This window comes from Micromonospora sp. A202 (genome assembly GCF_006715105.1).
GTDB classification, from domain to species: Bacteria; Actinomycetota; Actinomycetes; order Mycobacteriales; family Micromonosporaceae; genus Micromonospora; species Micromonospora zamorensis.
The window spans coordinates 2,651,298-2,668,450 of sequence record NZ_VFMP01000001.1 but is presented as its reverse complement, the minus strand read 5'-3'; the positions used below and the strand labels follow the sequence as shown (position 1 = coordinate 2,668,450).

Sequence of the window (17,153 nt, the reverse complement as noted above, 5' to 3'; positions counted from 1 at the left end):
ACGCGTCGGCCGATGGCCGCGGCGGTCAGGTCAGGCGGCGCAGCCAGCGTCGCTGCCAGGGCGTCTCCACCGCCTTCGGGTGGTAGCCCGCCCGGACCCACGGCACCGCCCGATCGGCAGGCAGGCCGTCGAGGATTGCCAGCGCGGCCAACGCCGTTCCGGTGCGCCCCACCCCACCCCGACAGGCCACCTCGACGCGCTCACCGTCGTGCGCCCGCCGCAGCGCCACCCGTAGGGCATCGAGGGCGTCCGCCCGATCGAGCGGTACCCAGAAATCCGGCCACCGGATTTTCCGGTGCGGCCAGGTCGGCTCCGGACCAGGCGCCAACAGCAGGGCGAAGTCGGCGGGCGAGGTCACCGCACCGATGCGGCGCCCGCGCACCGTCGCCCCGCTGGGGAGTACGAGTACGCCCGACTGCTCGGACCATGGCTGCGGGTCGGTCATCCGAGCATTGTGCCGCCGACTGCCTGATCCATGGGCACAGACAGCGCCGCCCCCGGCCTTGTGGGCTCGGGGGCGGCGCAGGTGTCGGTGTGCAGGTCGCCTCTCGGCGAGTGGCGCGACGCGGCTCCAGCCGAACGGTATTCCGCGAAGGCGATATTAGGTGAGGCCCGGGGACACTGAGTCACACCGACACTGACCACAACCGGCTCACCCCCGCCCGTGTTCCCGCTTTGCTGCCCGAGCCCCGCCCGGCCCGGGCGGACTGGCCCGCCCGGCCCGCCCCGGGCCGCTTGGGTCGATCAAGGAGTTGTGGTGCCGGACAAGACCACCCGAACCATCCTCAGCCCGGCACCACAAGTCCATGATCGACCGACCCGACCCGACCCGATCCGACCCGTGTCGAGCCGAGCCGCGACGTGCGAGGTGCGGATATGCCGCTGGCCGGCACCCCGGGTGGGGGTACCGGCCAGCTGTGCTGTGCGGTGTTCGTGTTGGTGGGTCAGCTGTTCCAGTACTGGCCGACCAGGTCGGTGGCCTGCTGCTCCCACTGGGCGTAGGCGTCCGGGTAGGCGGAGACCTGGACGGTCTGCGCGGCGTCGGTCAGCGCCATGTCCTGCCACCCGTCGACCTGGCGGAGGCCCTTGAGGAACGCGGTGGTGGAGTAGGCGGGGTCGGTGATCTGCTCCGGCGTGCCCCAACCACTGGTCGGGCGCTGCTGGAACAGGCCCAGCGAGTCGTGGTCGTTGGCGTCGCCGAGGTGGCCCAGGTTTTCCAGCTTGGACTCCTGCAGGCTCGTCGCGATGGAGATGACCGCGGCGCGCTCGGGCAGGCCGGCCTTCTTCGTCGCGGCGATGATCGCCTTGACGTTCGCGGTCTGCTCATCATTCAACGTGATGTGGGACTGGTCGCCCTGGGGCTTCGGGGCGGCCGACTGCACCGCCACCGCCACCGGCTTGGCATCCACGGGGTTGCCAGCGTGGGCGGCGATCGGGCCGGCGAAGACACCACCGGCGAACGCGAGACCAGCAACAGACAACATGCTCTTACGGAAGATCGTGTTCATGGGGGTAGCTCCTTCGGGGGTAGGAACACCCGCACCGCCAAGGGGGTCGGCGACACAAGGGTGTGAGCACCTCGTCCGGCGCTGCATCAAACAAAGGGAAAAAGTCTTCGGGGAGATCGGCACCGTCAAGCGGGGGGCTTGTGGGGCCGAGGTCGGCGGCCTGCGAGCGGAGGGCTCGGGCGCCAGGTCCATGTGTAACGACCGCCGTCCGGGGGTCATTCCCCGGTGGGCCCACCCGCCGAAACCGGCTCGTGTGAAGCGGTGGCGGGGTGGTCGCTCGTGGGGACTGCAACGACCGGGGGCCCGGGGTCATTCCGCAGGCCGGGCCATCCGACGGCACCCGGCGGGCGGGGCGGTGAGGCGGTGGTCCTGCGATCGTCAGAGTGTGTAACGACCCCGCCCCGGCCATCATTCCGACCGACGGGTGCAGCCGGCCACTGCCCACGGAGCCTCCGGATCCGGCAAATCACCCAAAGCCCCACCCCGGCGGTCACGAACCCACCCCGGCGGTCACGAACCACCCCGGCCGGGCATGATCCACTCGGCTTCAAGGAAGTCGGGGCATCCGAGGCGTCTGGATGCCCCGACTTCACGAAAACCGAGTCGATCAAGACCAAGGGCGTCGGCGCCAGGGCCGCCCGGATCGGACAATCCCAATCGCGCCGTTGAGTCGCGGGACTGGTCCATCGCGGCCCGGAAGGCCACCTCGCGGGCAGCAGACGTTCTGGAAAGAGCAGCAGACGTTCTGGAAAGACCAGAATCGCAACCGATACAGCGAAACCGGCCCTACCGCTGGTCGGATCCCCACGAACCGCTGCGGTAGAGCGTGCCGCGACCACCCGGATCCGGCACACCACCGCCAGCCCCAACCCCACGATCCGCGCCAAACCCACCATCGGCCCCGTAACCACCGCCGGAACCGAAGCCGCCGGAATCGGACCCGCCATCAGAATCAAAGCCACCACCGGAACCGACCCCGCCAGGCACACCCACCGGCCGGCCCGAGTCGAGGTCGTCCGATTCGGGGTTGCGGGCGGCGCGCCGTGCCCGCAGCACGCGCGACCCGACGAACCAGGCCAGGCCCGCCACGCAGGCCACGATCACGACGTTCTGGAGTATGCCGACGTACCCCTCGACGAGATGCCAGTTGTCGCCGAGCAGGTAGCCGGCGAGCACGAAGGTCGTGTTCCAGATCAGGCTGCCCAGCGTGGTGTAGAGCAGGAACGTGGCGACGGGCATCCGTTCCACGCCGGCCGGGATGGAGATCAGACTCCGAAAGATCGGGATCATGCGGCCGAAGAAGACCGCCTTCACGCCGTGCCGGAGGAACCACGCCTCGGTCCGGTCCACGTCGGTGAGCTTCACCAGCGGCAGTCGGGCCACGATGGCGCGCATCCGGTCCCGGCCCAGCGACGCCCCGATCAGGTAGAGCGCCAGCGCGCCCACCACCGAGCCCAGTGTGGTCCAGAAGATCGCACCGATCAGGCTGATCCGCCCCTGGGCGGCGACGAACCCGGCCAGCGGCAGGATCACCTCGCTGGGGATCGGCGGAAACAGGTTCTCCAGCGCCACTGCCAGGCCGGCACCCGGCCCACCGAGTCGTTCCACCAGGTCACTGACGTAGCCGACCATCCCATCCTGGGGTGGTTCGGCCGCAGCGGTGGGGGTTCCGGTGGCGAGCACGGCGTGGGACGTTCGAATCATGCGCCCACGTTACGAAGTGATCCTGAGAGCCGACCATGAGGCTGACCGCCCGGCCGCGCGGGTGGACCCCACCGGCGCGGGTGTGGAAACCCGCACCCCGCTACGGCTCGCGGTGGCGCAGCCGCTGTGCGTACCCCTGGATGTCGCGGCGAACGCGCGGGCGCACGCCGCCGCGGTCCGTGCGGCGGGTGCCCGGGTGGTGGTCTTTCCGGAGCTGTCGCTGACCGGGTACGAGTTGGACGCCCCGGTCGTGTCGTCCGATGACCCGCGGTTGGCGCCATTGGTCGAGGCGTGCGGCGAGGTGGGCGCGCTGGCCCTGGCCGGTGCACCGGTCGCGGGTGATCACATCGCGGTGCTGGCCGTGACCGGGGCCGGTGTGACTGTGGCGTACCGGAAGATGTGGCTGGGGGACGCGGAGGCCCGCCGGTTCCGGCCGGGCGATGCTCCGGTCGTGCTCGATGTGGACGGTTGGCGGGTGGGGTTGGCGATCTGCAAGGACACCGGGGTCGCCGCCCACGCGGAGCGGACCGCGGCGCTCGGGATCGACGTCTACGCGGCAGGTGTCCTGGAGTCCGCGCGCGACGCCGCCGTGACGGACCAGCGGGCGCACCGGATCGCCACCGCCCACCGGGTCTGGGTGGCGGTGGCGAGTTTCGCCGGTTCGACCGGCGGTGGTTACACCGAGGCGGCCGGACAGTCGGGGGTGTGGACGCCGCAGGGCGAGGTCGTCGCCCGCGCGAGCACCGAGCCGGGCGAGTCGGTCAGCACAGTGTTGTACGCCTCGGGCAGGATCAGCTGATGAGCACCGTCCCCTCCCGACTGTCCGTGGTCACGGTGGGAGCACGCGACATCGCGACGTTGCGGTCGTTCTACCGGTCACTGGGGTGGCCTGAGCTGCCGGCCAGCGACGACGGTTGGTCGGCCTTCCTGCTCGGTGGTGTCCTGTTCGCGCTCTACCCGCTGCCGGAGCTGGCCGCCGAGGCGGCGCCGGGCATGCCCGCCCCGGCCGGTGGCTGGTCGGGCGTCACCCTGGCCTGCAATGTCGACAGCCGCGAGGAGGTCGACACGGCTTTCGCCGCGGCCGTCGAGGCGGGCGCGACGGTGGTGGCGGCGCCGACCGATCGGTCCTGGGGTGGGCGCTCCAGTTACATCGCGGACCCGGAGGGCAACCGCTGGGAGATCGCCTGGGCGGGCACGGCCCGCTTCGACGAGCGCGGCGCGCTCACCTCGTTCGGCTGAGCGGCTGGTGTTTGCGCCTCGACCATGACATTGGAATGCTTCGCGGGTGACTTCTTTTCCGGGGACGTTCGCTCACGATGTCATCGACCAGCCGGCGCAGGCGCAGATCGAGGCGTTCATCGACGAGCACCGCAGGGCGCTCAACGGCTGCCTGGACGGGATGACCGAGGAGCAGGCGCGCCGGTCGTTGGTGCCGTCCCGGACCACGCTCCTGGGTCTCGTGAAGCACGCCACGTTCGTGGAGAAGGTCTGGTTCGACGAGGCCGTCACCTGCCGGCCCCGCTCCGAGATCGGCATTCCCGCGACGCCGGACGAGTCGTTCATCCTCGATGACGACGACACGATCGCCTCGGTCCAGCGAGCACACCGCGAGGCGTGCGAAGCCTCCCAGCGCGCGACGGCGTCGTTGGGCCTGGACGACGTGCTCCGCGGCAACCGGCGCGGCCCGCTGCCGCTGCGTTGGGTGTACCTGCACGTGCTGCGCGAGCTGGCCCAGCACTGTGGGCACGCCGAGATCCTGCGTGAGCAGCTCCTGGCCGAATAGCGCGGGCGGTCAGCCGGCGTCCAGCACCTCCCGCAACCGTGTCGCGAACTCCTCGGGCTTGCCCGCGTAGCCGAACTCACCCCCGAGGAAGCCGCCGTGGTGACTCGGGAACACCACGGGCTGCTGACCGAGCACGGCCGCCATGCCGAGGGCCGTCCGCGCCGTGTACGTCCCCGCCGACTCCTCACCGACCGCGATCACGATCCGGGTCGGTGCCGCGGTGAGCAGGCCCGCGTCGGGCTGGTAGTCGGTGATCGCCCACGAGTTCTGCGACAACAGCGGGTCGTCGCGGGTGCCGTCGTCGTCGGTCGACATGCCGAACATCGCCGGGTCGGGCGTGGGCTGGGCGAAGTAGGCATCGGTGAACTCGCCCTGCCACGACGTCATCGCGATGAACGCGGCCATGCCGGCGCCGGTGCCCTTCGCCTGGTACGCCTCGTAGAAGCCGGCCCGCGCGCGCTCGGCGGCGCTGGCGTCGGGGAGCACCGCGTTGATCGGCGGCTCGTGCGCCACCAACGTGACGACGTCGTGCGGGTACGTCGCGACGAGTTCGAGTGCCGTCACCGCACCGCCGCTGCTGGCGAACACGTCGACCGGGCCGGCGCCGAGCGCCTCGATCAGCAGGTGCAGGTCGGCCGCCTGCTGCTGCGGCGTGTGGTCGATGCGACCGTCCTTGCGGACGCTGCGGCCGAGCCCGCGTGGGTCGTAGGTGACGACGGTACGGTCGGTGAAGTGCGGGGCGAGCGCGGTGAAGCCCTCCGCCGTCATCGGTTGACCGATCATGAGCAGCACGGGGTGCCCGCCGGACGGGGGCAGCGGACCGCGGACGTCGTAGACCAGGTCGACGCCGGGTACGGCGAGGGTGTGTGTCTGCGTTGTCGTCATGTCGGTGAGACTACGACCGGCGGAAACCGATGGGCGAGTACGCCGTGCCGACGACATCCATGCACGTACCGGTGGATCGTCGAGGACGACCGGGTGCCTCGGCGGTACTGGATCACGCTTTAGCCCACCCGCCGGTGTCACCGAAGCGGCGCAGCGTCCACCGGGCGGGAGGCCAACCGCCGGGGTCGTGGTCGGTGGTCCATTCGGTGATCGAGGCCGGAGGCACGTCCAGGTCGAATCCCCGAAAGACCGGCTGCGCGGCGAGCGCGTGGAACGCGCCCTCGACGGTTTCGCTGTGACCGACCAGAACCACTGTGGCGCCCCGGTGCCGGTGGGCGATCTCCATGATCGCCCGGCTGACCCGGACGACCAGTTCGGCCCAGCTCTCGTTGCCGTCCTCGAACGGCCGGAACACGCCCCCGCCGGGCACCGCGTGTTCGGTGCGGAAGCGGGCGGTCGGCAGGCCGTCGGCGTACGGGGGTGTGTGCCAGGTGCACAGGCCACAGTCGGCCACGGGCCGAACGCCGAAGGCGGTGGCGATCGGTTGGGCGGTCTCGACCGCCCTGCGCAGCACGGACGAGTAGACCGCCACCGGCCGGTCGGCGGCGACCTCGTTGGTGAGCCGGTTGGCGAGATCGTGTGCCTGTTCGTGGCCGAGGGCGGTGAGGCCCCGACAACCACGTGGCCCGCCCACGATTCCTTCGAGCTGGTGGAGCGACTCGCCATGTCGCACGAAGATCAGACGTGTCCGCATCGGGACATCATGCCAGCGGTATCGACGGGGATATCAGTCGTCCGTACGGCCGGTGGTGAAGCTGCCGGTCTGCGCTAGCAGAGCGTCGAGTTGGGCGCCCGTCTGCGCTGCCAGCCGGTCGCGTTCCACCAGCTCGGCGATGCGTTCCCGCAGGTCGGCGACGCGCTTGGCCCGGTCCCTGCTGTGCCGGCTCACGTCGGCCAGGTCGTCGCGCAGATCTTCGGCGGTCCTGCGGTCGACGTCACCGCGGGCCACCGCGTTGGCGAGGACGGCGGAGAACCCGCTGGTCACCTCCCGCAGGCTGACCGGCACCTGCTGCCCGGCGGTCGGTGGGGCGGTGCTGGCGCTGGGTCGGGGCGAGGAGGGTGCCGGCGGCGTCGGCGACTGCGTCGTGGGTGTGGGCCTGGGGGCGGAGGTCGACGGTGGGGCGGCCACCTGCGGCGAGTTGGGTGCGCGCGGTGTGCCGAGGGGACCTTCGGCGAGCAGGGCGCCGACGCCGACCAGCACGGCGAGGCCGGCTGCGACCAGCACGGCGAGGGGTCGGCGCGACCGGCGGCGGGCTGGCGCGGCGACCGGGGCGGGGCGTGCCGCCGAGCGGTCGATCAGGGTGGGAGGGTGAGCCGCCGGGAGGACACGCCGCAGCAGTTCGGTTGGCGGCTCGACCGGCTGGCCGGCGCCGAAGCGGCGGGCCAGGTGCGCGGCGCTCGGCCGGTCGGCCGGGTTGGCGGCCAGACAGGCGAGAGTCAGCTCGGCGATGTCGGCGGGGAGGCCGGGCACCCGCAGCGGCGGCACCGGAGTGCCGCGTCGGTGCACCTCCAGCGCGTCCTCCCAGCTCTGCACGGGCAGCGGCGCCTGCCCGGTGAGGGTGCGGTAGAGCAGCGCGCCGAGGGCGTAGATGTCGCTGGCCGGGTCGGGCGGGCCGGCGGTCAGCCGCTCGGGGGCGAAGTAGGCGGGTGTGCCCATCAGCGGCTCGCCGGACTGACTGTCGAGCCCGCCGAGGGCGGCGATGCCGAAGTCGAGCACCTTGGCGCCGGTGTCGGTCAGCATGACGTTGCCGGGCTTGACGTCGCGGTGCACGACGCCGATGCGATGCGCGGCGGCCAGTGCGGCGGCGATCTGCCCGGCCACCCGGACCGCCTCCGGCCACGGCAGTGGCCCGGTCCGCAGCCGGTCGGCCAGGTTGTGGCCGTCGACGAGTTCCATCACCAGGTACGGGACAACGACGCCGCCGGTCAGGGTCGCTTCGGCGTAGTCGTACACCTGGGTCACGTGTGGGTGGGTCAGCCGGGCGGCCGCGCGGGCCTCGCGTTGGATGGTGGCCCGCAGTTGCGGGTCGGCGGCGAGCTGCCCGGCGAGGACCTTGATGGCGACGGGCCGGCCGAGCACATCGTCGTCGGCCCGCCACACCTCGGACATGCCGCCGAGACCGATCCGCTCGTGCAGTACGTAGCGGTCGTGGAGACGGAGGGTGGGCATGAAGGGCGACATGGCTTCACCAGTCTGCCTGGTCACGCCCAACTCGACCACCCTCCGTGTCCGGGCCCACACTGTTCGTCCCGTGCATGCCGGAATGGGTTTCGTGCGGGTCAGGAGCAGCGGGCGGTGCCGGGCAGCGGTCGCGGCTGGATGCGGTCGGCGAGCCGGCGCAGAGCGAGGGCGGTGGCCTGCCGGGTGGGGGCGAGCAGGGCCCGGCGAGGGCGTTCGACCTGGACCGGGGCGTCCGGTCGGGCCGAGTTGACGTGTCGGTTCATGGCGTCGAGCGCGGTGACGTAGCCGGTGGGAAGTTCCATGGTCAGCTCCTCGGGACAGGTCCGGTGGAGGCCCGGACGACGAGTGCGGTGGGCAGCAACACATGACCGGCCGCGGCGTCCGCAGGCGGGTCGAGCAGGAGTTCGGCGGCGATCCGGCCCTTTTCCTCGGCCGGTTGCCGGACGGTGGTGAGGCCGGCCGCGGCGGCCTCGGGGACGTCGTCGAAGCCGGTCACCGAGACGGTCGGACGATCATGGGCCGGCCGCGCGGCCAGGGCGTCCAGCACACCGAGTGCGAGGACGTCGGAGCCGGCCAGCACGGCGGTCGGCGGTGCGGGTTGGTCGAACAGCCCGGCGATGGCTGCGGCTGCCGCCCGGCGGCTGTTGCCGAGGACGTTGACCAGGGTCAGCTCGGTCCAGCCGACGCCGACCTCGGCGAAGGCGTCGGCGAACCCGGTGAGCCGACCTCGGGTGGTCGGGTGCGGCACCTGGTCGACCCCGGCCAGGGTGAGAGGGCCGGCCGGCGCGTCGGGCAGCACGGAGTCGGCGAGCAGCGCCACCCGGCGGTGGCCGAGGCCGGCGACGTGCGCGGCGGCACTGTGCGCGGCGGCCCGCTCGTCGATGCCGACGAACCGTTCGTCGGCGCCGGCGTTGTCGCGGGGGGCCGTGCTGACGAACGGCAGCCCGCGTTGGCGGATGACGTCCAACGCCCATTCCTCGTCGGCGACGCAGTAGACGCAGAACCCGTCGACAGCGGCGTTCTCCACCGCCCGTCGGGCGTCGGTCACGGCCGGCGGCAGCGGCACCAGCAGCATGCTCGTGCCGTGCCGCTCGGCCGCCGCGCCGACCCCGGCGAGGAAGCGCACCGCGAACGGGTCGGTGAAGGCGTACGACAGTTGCGAGGTGAACAGCACCCCGATCGACCCGACGAAGCCCCGGCGCAGGGAGCGCGCGGTGGGGTTGGGGCCGGGGTACCCGAGTTGCTGGGCGGCCTCCAGGATCCGCTCACGCAGGGCGGCGGAGAGCTGGTCGGGGCGGCTGTAGGCGTTGGACACGGTGCTGCGGGAGACGCCCACGGCGTCGGCCACGGCTTGCAGTGTTGGCTTCACCTGCACCCCTCTGTATCGATCCAGTCTGTATCGATCCAGAGATTAACCCGACCGGTCGGCATCGGTCAATACGTCGGCTCGACGCGCCGGCCCGGGTCGACTACCAGCTCACCCCGCTGGGCGAGAGCCTCCTGCCGGTGCAACGGGCGATCAAGGCCTGGGCCGAGACGCACATCGACGAGGTGCACGCGGCCCGCGCCCGCCACGACGCCTCAGCCGGCTGAACGCCCCGCTGGTGAATCCCGCCCGCGGGGGGTCCGCGCGGTCAGGGCAGGCGGGCGACGCCGCCGTACATGCTCACCTCGACCACCGACGGGCGCGGCTGCGTCTCGTTCTCGGCACGCCACTCGGCGACCGAGGTGATGCCCGGCTCCACCACGTCGAGGTCGACGAAGAAACGGCTGAACTCGTCCCGGGTGCGCAGGTTGATCAGCCCGTGTGGGCCGCCGCCCCTGGCCGCCGCCCGAGCCTGCTCGGCGACCGCCGGCGGAAGGTACTCGTGGGTGGCGTGCGAGGCGGCCAACCAGCTGCCCGCCGGCAGCGCGTCGAGCAGGTGCCGCACCAGCGCGTACGGGTCGTCGCCGTCGGGCACGAAGTGCAGGACGGCCACCAGCATGAGGGCGACCGGCCGGGACAGGTCGATGGTGCGTCGCAACTCCGGGTGGGCGAGGATCCGCTCCGGGTCGCGCAGGTCGGCGTCGATGTAGGCGGTGGCGCCCTGCGGTGAGCTGCTCAGCAGAGCGCGGGCGTGGGCCAGCACGATCGGATCGTTGTCGACGTAGACGACCCGGGACTCCGGTGCGATGGCCTGGGCGACCTCGTGGGTGTTGTCGGCGGTCGGGATGCCGGTGCCGATGTCGAGGAACTGCCGGATGCCGGCCTCGCGGGTCAGGAAGCCCACGGCCCGCTGGAGGAAACGGCGGTTCTCCAGGGCGGCGGTGCGGATCGTCGGGAAGGCCGCCGCCATCGTGTCGCCGGACTCACGGTCGGCCTGGAAGTTGTCCTTGCCGCCCAGCCAGTAGTTGTAGCGGCGGGCGGGGTGGGCCACAGTGGTGTCGATCCGGTCGCTAGGCGAGCCGGCCGTTGGGCCCGAGGCCTCGGTGGTCACAGCTGCCTCCGCGATGACGTCCGTCCACTGTCGCCGGTCGCCGACCATGCTAGTGCCACCCGAGCGACCTGCACCGCCCCGAGCCGCCTGCACCGAGCCGCCGCCCCAGGCAGCGGTCACGCCGGGTAGAGCTCGTCCAGCAACCGGCCGAGAATGTCCGGCGTACGCTCCGGCGGCTCGGCCTCGACGCAGAGCCGTTCCATGGCCACCGCGTAGTAGTCGAGGTCGTCGCGCTTGTCGAGGTAGATGGCGCTGGTGAGCTGTTCGATGTAGACGATGTCGGGCAGCTCCTGGTCGCCGAAGCGCAGGATGGTGAAGGCTCCCCCGGCGGCGGCGTGACCACCGGCGGCGAACGGGATGACCTGGAGCCGGATGTTGGGTGACTTGGTCGCCTCGATGAGAGCGGTGAGCTGGCCGCGCATGACCGCGGGGCCGCCGATCGGGCGCCGTAGGGCTGCCTCGTCCACGACGGCCCAGAGCTGCGGTGGGTTTTCCCGGTGGAGCAACTGCTGACGCTGCATCCGCAGAGCGACGCGGCGCTCGATCTCGTCCGGACCTGCCGCGCCGTGCCCGAGCAGCACGACAGCGCGGGCGTAGTCCCCGGTCTGCAACAGGCCGGGGACGAACTGCACCTCGTAGGTGCGGATCAGCGCGGCCGCGGCCTCCAGGCCCAGGTACGACTGGAACCAGGTCGGCAACACGTCGCCGTAGCGGTGCCACCAGCCGGGGCTGTTGGCGTCGCGGGCGAGCTTGAGCAGCGCGTCACGCTCGTTCTCCTCGGTGACGCCGTAGAGGGTGAGCAGGTCGGAGACGTCGCGTTCCTTGAAGCCGACCCGACCCAGCTCCATCCGACTGATCTTCGACTCAGAGGAACGGATCTCCCAGCCGGCGCCCTCCCGGGTCACCCCGCTGGACTCCCGCAGACGGCGCAGCTGGGCACCGAGCAGCATGCGCAGCACTGTCGGCCCGGTTGTCGGGCCACCCTCGGCGGGAACCATCGTCACGTGCGGACCTCCGGACACCAACCCCCGTGACCGGGTACCTGGCCCGGCCGACGTGTAAGCATGCCATGGACCGACAGTGAGATGAACTCCTCCGCACCGGTGATTCAGTCCCGTCGCCGGGACGGCTCACGCGGGACGGTCAGTTGATCAGGTGGTCAAAATCCCCGTCGCGCGCTCCGAGAACGAAGGCGGCGATTTCGTCCACTGTGTAGATCAGCGCCGGGCCCTCCGGGTGCCGTGAGTTGCGGACCGCGATGCCCGCTCCCCCGGGCAGCTCGGCGAGTTCGACGCAGTTGCCGCTGGGGTTGCTGCGGCGGCTCTTCTGCCAGCTCAGCGGAGGCAACTGATGGATCGGTACGCCATTGGGTGGCTGATGCATGGAGGCGTCTTTCTGCTCACGAGCCCGCCGGTGGCCGTGGGAGGAGCGGTGACGGCGAGGGGTGCGGTATCGACTTCGGACAGTTCTGCACGTGCATCTGCTATTGCATCTGCATCGGACGGCGAGCATGATAACGCACATGATCGGTGCCCATCCGTTCACGTTGAGTTACCCCCGTAGGGGCAACCATCAGGCAAAAGTGGGCCCGACGCGGTGTGACGTGTCGACCGGAGGCTGGAGGCGGTCGCGGGGATGGGAGGGTTCGTGCCGGATCCGATGAGTGTCGCCTCCGGGATCTGCGCGGCCGGCGCCCTGCTCTCCTCCTGGCAACTACGCCGACGGGCGGTGCGCGCCGAGGCCGAGATCGATCACCTTCAGGCCGAGCTCGCCGCCGAGCGGCACGCCGCGAGTCACGACCCACTCACCGGGCTGCCCAACCGGCGCGCCTTCTACCGCCTGGCGGCCACCCTGCTCACCGACGCGGCCGGTCAGCCGTTGATCGCCGTGGTGCTCGACCTGGACGACTTCAAGCAGATCAACGACCGGTACGGGCACGCCGCCGGCGACCAGGTGCTGATCAGTGTGGCCGACCGGCTCGCCGGTTTCGCCGGGGACAACCTCGTCGCCCGCCTCGGTGGCGACGAGTTCGCCGGGCTGCTCTCCAGCCCCACAGTCGACCGGCGCTGGATCGAGCACTCCACCCGCCGACTTGCCGAGACCGTCGCCGCGCCGATCCGGCTCAACGGGTGCAGCGTCCGTGTCACCGCGTCCGTCGGGCTCGCCCCGGTGTCCGGCCCGGCCCAGCTCACCGACGCGCTCAGCCGCGCCGACGCCGCCATGTACCAGGCGAAGAGCCTCGGCGGTGCCCGGTCACCCCGGCAACTGGTCGACAGCGCCTGGCTGACCGAGCTCTGACCGTTCAGCCAGCGGCTGCGCCGAACCATCTGGGCAGCTGGCCGAGCAGCTCCGTCTGGTCGTCGCCCACCCACGCCACGTGGCCGTCCGGCCGCAGGAGCACGGCGGGCACGTCCAGTTCCTCGCTGACGTCGACGACGTGGTCGACCCGGTCCGCCCACCCGGCGACGGAGAGCCGGCCGGTCTGGTCGAGCAGCAGTCCGCGGCCCCCTCGCATCAGCTCGTAGAGGCGTCCCTGCTTGAGCCGTACGTCGCGCAGGTGGCGGCCGAGCATCTCGTGGCCCTCGCCGAAGTCGTAGCGGACCCCGATCGCGGTGACCTTCTCGATCAGGTACCGGTTGACGTCCTCGAAGTCCAACAACTCCGACAACAGTTGACGCACCGACCGGGGTCCCGGCTCGGGCGACAGCAGCAGCATCTGCGCGCGGGTGTTGTTCAGGACGTCGGCGGCCACCGGGTGCCGTTCGGTGTGGTAGCTGTCCAGCAGCCCGTCCGGCGCCCAGCCGTTGACGGCGGCGGCCAGTTTCCACCCGAGGTTGAACGCGTCCTGGATGCCGAGGTTGAGCCCCTGCCCGCCGGTTGGCGGGTGGATGTGCGCCGCGTCGCCGGCCAGCAGCACCCGGCCGGTCCGGTAGCGCTCGGCCAGCCGGGTGGCGTCGCCGAAGCGGGAGAGCCAGCGCGGTGAGTGCACGCCGAAGTCGGTGCCCGCGTACGCCAGCAGTTGTCGCTTGAACTCCTCGATGGTCGGCGGTACCGAGCGATCCTCGACCACCCCCTCGGCGGGAACCAGGACGCGGTACACCCCGTCGCCCAGCGGCCCGAGACCGAACCGCAGGTGCGTCCTGCGCACCTCGGCCACCACCTCGGCCACCGTCTCCGGTGCTACGCCCACCTCCATCTCGCCCAACAGGGACTCGACCCTGCTGGGCTCACCGGGAAAGCCGACGCCGAGCAGTTTGCGCACGGTGCTGCGGCCACCGTCGCAGCCGACGAGATAGCGCGACCGCAGCTGCCCGCCGTCGGCCAACCCCACTGTCACCCCGTCGTCGTCCTGGCTGAGACCGACCAGTTCGCAGCCGCGCCGGATCTCCACGCCGACGTCGGCGGCGTGCTCGCCCAGCAGGCGGTCCGTCGTGGTCTGCGGGATGCCGAGGACGTACGGATGGGCGGTGTCCAGCCCGCTCGGCGACGGCTTGGGAATGGCGGCGAAGAAGCCACCGACCGGGTGCTGCTGGCCGAGCGCGAGGAACCGCTCCAACAGGCCACGCTGATCCATCACCTCGATGCTGCGCGCGTGCAGCCCGAGCGCACGGACGTACGGGGTCGGCTCGGTCTCCCTCTCCACCACGAGCACCTGCACCCCGTGCAGTCGCAACTCGCTGGCCAGCATCAGGCCGGTCGGCCCACCGCCGGCAATGATCACATCGATCATGAAATCCCCCGATTTTCCCAGCTTTGGGCTCAGGGTGGTGATTCTGCGGCACGACCCGGGTCTTGCCACAAGGCCCCGGGTGCGATATATGTTGGAGGTGGCAAGGAGCGCATGAGCTCCTTGCCTTTGTTGTTTCCCGTCGCGGGCGGTCGGGTCTTTCGGTCAACGCCGCCGGTCGAGATCGCGCAGCGCCGCGTCGGCGAGGGTGACCAGACCGACCGGCGACACCAACCCCCGCACGACGCGCGCCGCCCGATCCCGGTCGGCCGTCCCGGCGTCCGGGTCCAGCGCCTGGCGGGTCCAGTCGCTGAGGTCGTCGAGCGCGCGGACCGCGAGGAACCACGCCAGGCGGGCCGGGTCGATGTCGGCCGGGCCGTAGCCGGCGAGAACGGCCTTCTGCTGACGGGTGCTGATCGGCGCGAAGGCGAGCACCCCACCGAGCACGAACATCAGGTCACACTCGGGCGGGGCGAGCACCACGTCGTCCCAGTCGATCAACCAGACCTGCCCGTCCGGGCCGAGCAGCAGATTGCCCAGGTGCGGGTCGCCGTGGCAGACGACGGCCGGGCCGGGCCGGGCGCGCTCATCGACGGCGAGGCGCTCGACCTCACGGGTCAGTGTGACCACCCGGTCGGCCACCCCGGACCACACGCCCGCCAGCTCCGCGGCCAGCGGCCCGGCGAGGTCGTCCGGGTCCGGATCGCGCAGCCGCTCGGCCACCGCGCGGGTCCCGGCCACGATCGAGGGGTACGCCGCGCCGCCCGCCGGCAACAGTCGTCGCACCTCGTCGGTCACGGGCACCGCGTGCACGGCAGCCAGCACCTCGCCGTACGCGCGCCAGTGCGCGTCGGTCATCGGGCCGTCGAGCGCCCGCTGATCGGAGACCCAGGGCACCACCGAGAGGCGGTGGCCGTCGTGGTCGACGGACAGCCGCCCGTCCCGGGTAAGCATCGGTGCGGCGATGCCCACCACCCCCTGGCCGGCCAGGTACGCCGTCACGGCCAGGCCGGCTGGGGTGCCGCCACCGCTCAGTTTGACCGCGTACCGGGAGCCGTCGACGCTGTGGGCCAGCCACAGTCGGGCGCGCTGGTCCGCGCCGTGGGTCACCCGTTCCAGTGAGGACAGGTGCAGGCCGAAGCCAGTGTGGATCCGCTCGGCCACCTGCCGCGTGATGTCCTCGCTCACGCGGACACCATCCCACCGGGCGGCCCACCAGCCCACTGCATAACCGGGGGCGTGGGCGGAGTCAGCGCAGTGTGGCGAGATACCGGTCCAGCGCTGCGTACGACTCGGCTGCCCCCTGGGCCATCCCGGAGTCGATCATGCCGTCGCGCTGCGCCGTGGTGTCGAAGCGGGTGCTGCTCGTGATGGTGGTGCGCCCGTCCTGCTCGGTGAAGACCAGCGTCTCCACCGCCACCTGGCCGGGCATGCCCTCGAACTCGAAGGTCTGCACGATCCGCTCCGGCACGACGATCTCCCGGTATTCACCGCGGAAGGCGTAGTCGTTGCCGTCCTGGGCGTGCTCGACGCAGCGGTAGTGGCCGCCCACCCGGAAATCGATCTCGACGTCCAGCGGGTTGCCCCGCCCCCACCAGTGCTTGAGGTGCTCGGCCTGGGTGTGCGCGGCGTAGACCAGCTCGCGTGGGGCGTCGAAGGACCGGGTGAGGGTGACCTCCCGATCGGACGGCAGGTCGATCGTGAGGTCAGGGAGATTGTTCATGGCGGGTCTCCTTCAGGTCGCGTAGGTAGTCGTCCAAGGTGTCGTAACGGTCGTCCCAGAGTCGGCGGTACTGGTCGACCCACTCGGCGAGCGTCCGCAGCGGCGCCGGGTCGAGCCGGCAACGACGCCACTGCGCCTCACGGGTCCGCACGATCAGCCCCGCGCGCTCCAGCACCGCGAGGTGCTTGGAGATCGCTTGGAGGCTGATCGGGAACGGCGCCGCCAGCTCGTTGACCGTCGCCTCGCCGGTTGCGAGCCGGGCCAGGATGGCCCGGCGGGTGGGATCAGCGAGTGCGGCGAACACCGCGCTGACGGGATCTGTTGTCATATGCCGCTTTCAACCTGTCGGCTAATCAACTCGTTGGTTGAATATACGGGCGCCGTACGGGTATGGGCAAGCAACTCGGCCGAAAGGAACTCGACGTGGCGACCATCCGCGCCCTCGTGCTCAACTGCACCCTCAAGCCGTCACCGGGCCCGTCCAGCTCCGAACAGCTCGGTCGGGAGGTGCTCGACGAGTTGGCCGCCCAGGGCGTGGAGGGCGAACTGGTCCGGGTGGTGGACCACGATGTGCGCTTCGGCGTGTCCACCGACGAGGGCGACGGCGACGGCTGGCCGGCGATCCGCGCCAAGCTGCTGGCGGCGCAGGTGCTCATCATCGCCACGCCGATCTGGCTCGGCCAACCGTCCAGCGTCTGCAAGATGGTCCTCGAACGTCTCGACGCCGAACTCTCCGAGACCGACGACGAGGGCCGGCTGCTCACCTACGGCAAGGTTGCCGGCGTGGCCGTCGTCGGCAACGAGGACGGCGCGCACCACACCATCGGGCAGGTGCAGCAGGCGCTCAACGAGGTCGGGTTCACCCTCGCCGCCGCCGCAGCGACCTACTGGGTGGGTGAGGCACTGCACAAGGTGGACTACCGCGACGCCGGCCCCAAGCCCGACACCACCGGTCGCACCACGAAGGCGCTGGCGCTCAACACCGCACACCTGGCGCGGCTGCTCGCCGACCGGCCGTACCCGCCGCCGGACGCGAAGGGCGCCGCGGTCGGCCCGAGCCGCGAGTCGGCCTGACCACGTCGGTCAGGTCCGCGCCGGTTCCTG

Annotated in this window: 21 protein-coding genes; 6 read left to right on the top strand and 15 right to left on the bottom strand. The window is 71.4% G+C overall.

Annotated elements, in window-relative coordinates:
• Nucleotides 1-25: 25 nt before the first annotated feature.
• The 3 genes from FBZ33_RS12310 to FBZ33_RS12300 all read right to left on the bottom strand — a co-directional run bounded on the left by FBZ33_RS12310 (nt 26) and on the right by FBZ33_RS12300 (nt 3,212).
• Complete coding sequence (locus tag FBZ33_RS12310) at nt 26-445, bottom strand: protein-tyrosine phosphatase family protein (RefSeq protein WP_141909137.1); 420 nt, start codon at nt 443-445, stop codon at nt 26-28.
• 499 nt (nt 446-944) lie between these two features.
• Nucleotides 945-1,508, bottom strand: coding sequence for a hypothetical protein (locus tag FBZ33_RS12305; protein WP_141909136.1), 564 nt, complete (start codon nt 1,506-1,508; stop codon nt 945-947).
• Nucleotides 1,509-2,294: 786 nt separating this feature from the next.
• A complete protein-coding gene (locus FBZ33_RS12300; RefSeq protein WP_141909135.1) occupies nt 2,295-3,212 on the bottom strand; it encodes a DedA family protein in 918 nt (305 codons plus the stop codon).
• Between FBZ33_RS12300 and FBZ33_RS12295 the strand changes: the two genes are divergently transcribed.
• Genes FBZ33_RS12295 through FBZ33_RS12285 form a run of 3 tightly spaced genes read left to right on the top strand, consistent with a single transcriptional unit; the run spans nt 3,211 to nt 4,995 of the window.
• The gene (locus FBZ33_RS12295; RefSeq protein ID WP_141909134.1) at nt 3,211-4,011 is read left to right on the top strand and encodes a carbon-nitrogen hydrolase family protein; all 801 of its coding nucleotides are present in this window, start codon (nt 3,211-3,213) and stop codon (nt 4,009-4,011) included. The genes FBZ33_RS12300 and FBZ33_RS12295 overlap by 2 nt on opposite strands.
• Complete coding sequence (locus tag FBZ33_RS12290) at nt 4,011-4,451, top strand: VOC family protein (RefSeq protein WP_141909133.1); 441 nt, start codon at nt 4,011-4,013, stop codon at nt 4,449-4,451. Before FBZ33_RS12295 ends, FBZ33_RS12290 begins: the two co-directional genes overlap by 1 nt.
• A 46-nt stretch (nt 4,452-4,497) precedes the next feature.
• A complete protein-coding gene (locus FBZ33_RS12285; RefSeq protein WP_141909132.1) occupies nt 4,498-4,995 on the top strand; it encodes a DinB family protein in 498 nt (165 codons plus the stop codon).
• A 9-nt stretch (nt 4,996-5,004) separates the two neighbouring features.
• On the opposite strand, the gene FBZ33_RS12280 is transcribed toward FBZ33_RS12285, so the two are convergent.
• The 5 genes from FBZ33_RS12280 to FBZ33_RS12260 all read right to left on the bottom strand — a co-directional run bounded on the left by FBZ33_RS12280 (nt 5,005) and on the right by FBZ33_RS12260 (nt 9,470).
• On the bottom strand, nt 5,005-5,880 hold the full coding sequence (locus FBZ33_RS12280; RefSeq protein ID WP_141909131.1) for an alpha/beta fold hydrolase: 876 nt from the start codon (nt 5,878-5,880) through the stop codon (nt 5,005-5,007).
• A 112-nt stretch (nt 5,881-5,992) separates the two neighbouring features.
• Entirely contained in the window at nt 5,993-6,634 is a 642-nt protein-coding gene (locus FBZ33_RS12275) for a histidine phosphatase family protein (protein WP_141909130.1), read from the bottom strand.
• A gap of 33 nt (nt 6,635-6,667) precedes the next feature.
• Nucleotides 6,668-8,110, bottom strand: a complete 1,443-nt coding sequence (locus FBZ33_RS12270; protein ID WP_255508828.1) for a serine/threonine-protein kinase — start codon at nt 8,108-8,110, stop codon at nt 6,668-6,670.
• Between the two features lie 110 nt (nt 8,111-8,220).
• Nucleotides 8,221-8,424 (bottom strand): hypothetical protein, encoded by a 204-nt coding sequence (locus FBZ33_RS12265; RefSeq protein WP_172862020.1) that lies wholly within the window; start codon nt 8,422-8,424, stop codon nt 8,221-8,223.
• 2 nt (nt 8,425-8,426) lie between these two features.
• Nucleotides 8,427-9,470, bottom strand: coding sequence for a LacI family DNA-binding transcriptional regulator (locus FBZ33_RS12260; RefSeq protein WP_255508827.1), 1,044 nt, complete (start codon nt 9,468-9,470; stop codon nt 8,427-8,429).
• An 8-nt stretch (nt 9,471-9,478) separates the two neighbouring features.
• On the opposite strand from FBZ33_RS12260, the gene FBZ33_RS33360 reads away from it, so the two are divergent.
• Nucleotides 9,479-9,715: a helix-turn-helix domain-containing protein gene (locus FBZ33_RS33360; protein ID WP_255508826.1), complete on the top strand. Its 237-nt coding sequence runs from the start codon at nt 9,479-9,481 to the stop codon at nt 9,713-9,715.
• A gap of 41 nt (nt 9,716-9,756) precedes the next feature.
• Here the strand turns inward: FBZ33_RS33360 and FBZ33_RS12250 are convergent, their stop codons facing one another.
• The 3 genes from FBZ33_RS12250 to FBZ33_RS12240 form a co-directional block, all read right to left on the bottom strand.
• Nucleotides 9,757-10,647, bottom strand: a complete 891-nt coding sequence (locus tag FBZ33_RS12250) for an SAM-dependent methyltransferase (protein ID WP_141909127.1) — start codon at nt 10,645-10,647, stop codon at nt 9,757-9,759.
• Between the two features lie 68 nt (nt 10,648-10,715).
• Nucleotides 10,716-11,597: a helix-turn-helix domain-containing protein gene (locus FBZ33_RS12245; RefSeq protein ID WP_370453082.1), complete on the bottom strand. Its 882-nt coding sequence runs from the start codon at nt 11,595-11,597 to the stop codon at nt 10,716-10,718.
• A 145-nt stretch (nt 11,598-11,742) separates the two neighbouring features.
• Nucleotides 11,743-11,982: a DUF397 domain-containing protein gene (locus tag FBZ33_RS12240; RefSeq protein WP_088947853.1), complete on the bottom strand. Its 240-nt coding sequence runs from the start codon at nt 11,980-11,982 to the stop codon at nt 11,743-11,745.
• Between the two features lie 264 nt (nt 11,983-12,246).
• Between FBZ33_RS12240 and FBZ33_RS12235 the strand changes: the two genes are divergently transcribed.
• On the top strand, nt 12,247-12,897 hold the full coding sequence (locus tag FBZ33_RS12235; protein ID WP_088951690.1) for a GGDEF domain-containing protein: 651 nt from the start codon (nt 12,247-12,249) through the stop codon (nt 12,895-12,897).
• Nucleotides 12,898-12,901: 4 nt separating this feature from the next.
• Here FBZ33_RS12235 and rox read toward each other — a convergent pair whose 3' ends face one another.
• The 4 genes from rox to FBZ33_RS12215 all read right to left on the bottom strand — a co-directional run bounded on the left by rox (nt 12,902) and on the right by FBZ33_RS12215 (nt 16,377).
• A complete protein-coding gene (gene rox / locus FBZ33_RS12230; protein WP_141909125.1) occupies nt 12,902-14,329 on the bottom strand; it encodes a rifampin monooxygenase in 1,428 nt (475 codons plus the stop codon).
• A 162-nt stretch (nt 14,330-14,491) separates the two neighbouring features.
• Complete coding sequence (locus FBZ33_RS12225) at nt 14,492-15,514, bottom strand: phosphotransferase (protein ID WP_185755280.1); 1,023 nt, start codon at nt 15,512-15,514, stop codon at nt 14,492-14,494.
• 61 nt (nt 15,515-15,575) lie between these two features.
• Nucleotides 15,576-16,049, bottom strand: a complete 474-nt coding sequence (locus FBZ33_RS12220) for an SRPBCC family protein (RefSeq protein ID WP_088947851.1) — start codon at nt 16,047-16,049, stop codon at nt 15,576-15,578.
• A complete protein-coding gene (locus FBZ33_RS12215) occupies nt 16,033-16,377 on the bottom strand; it encodes a helix-turn-helix transcriptional regulator (RefSeq protein ID WP_088947850.1) in 345 nt (114 codons plus the stop codon). Before FBZ33_RS12215 ends, FBZ33_RS12220 begins: the two co-directional genes overlap by 17 nt.
• Nucleotides 16,378-16,472: 95 nt before the next feature.
• Here FBZ33_RS12215 and FBZ33_RS12210 point away from each other — a divergent pair, with 95 nt between their 5' ends.
• Nucleotides 16,473-17,123 (top strand): flavodoxin family protein, encoded by a 651-nt coding sequence (locus FBZ33_RS12210; RefSeq protein ID WP_088951688.1) that lies wholly within the window; start codon nt 16,473-16,475, stop codon nt 17,121-17,123.
• Nucleotides 17,124-17,153 lie beyond the last annotated feature (30 nt).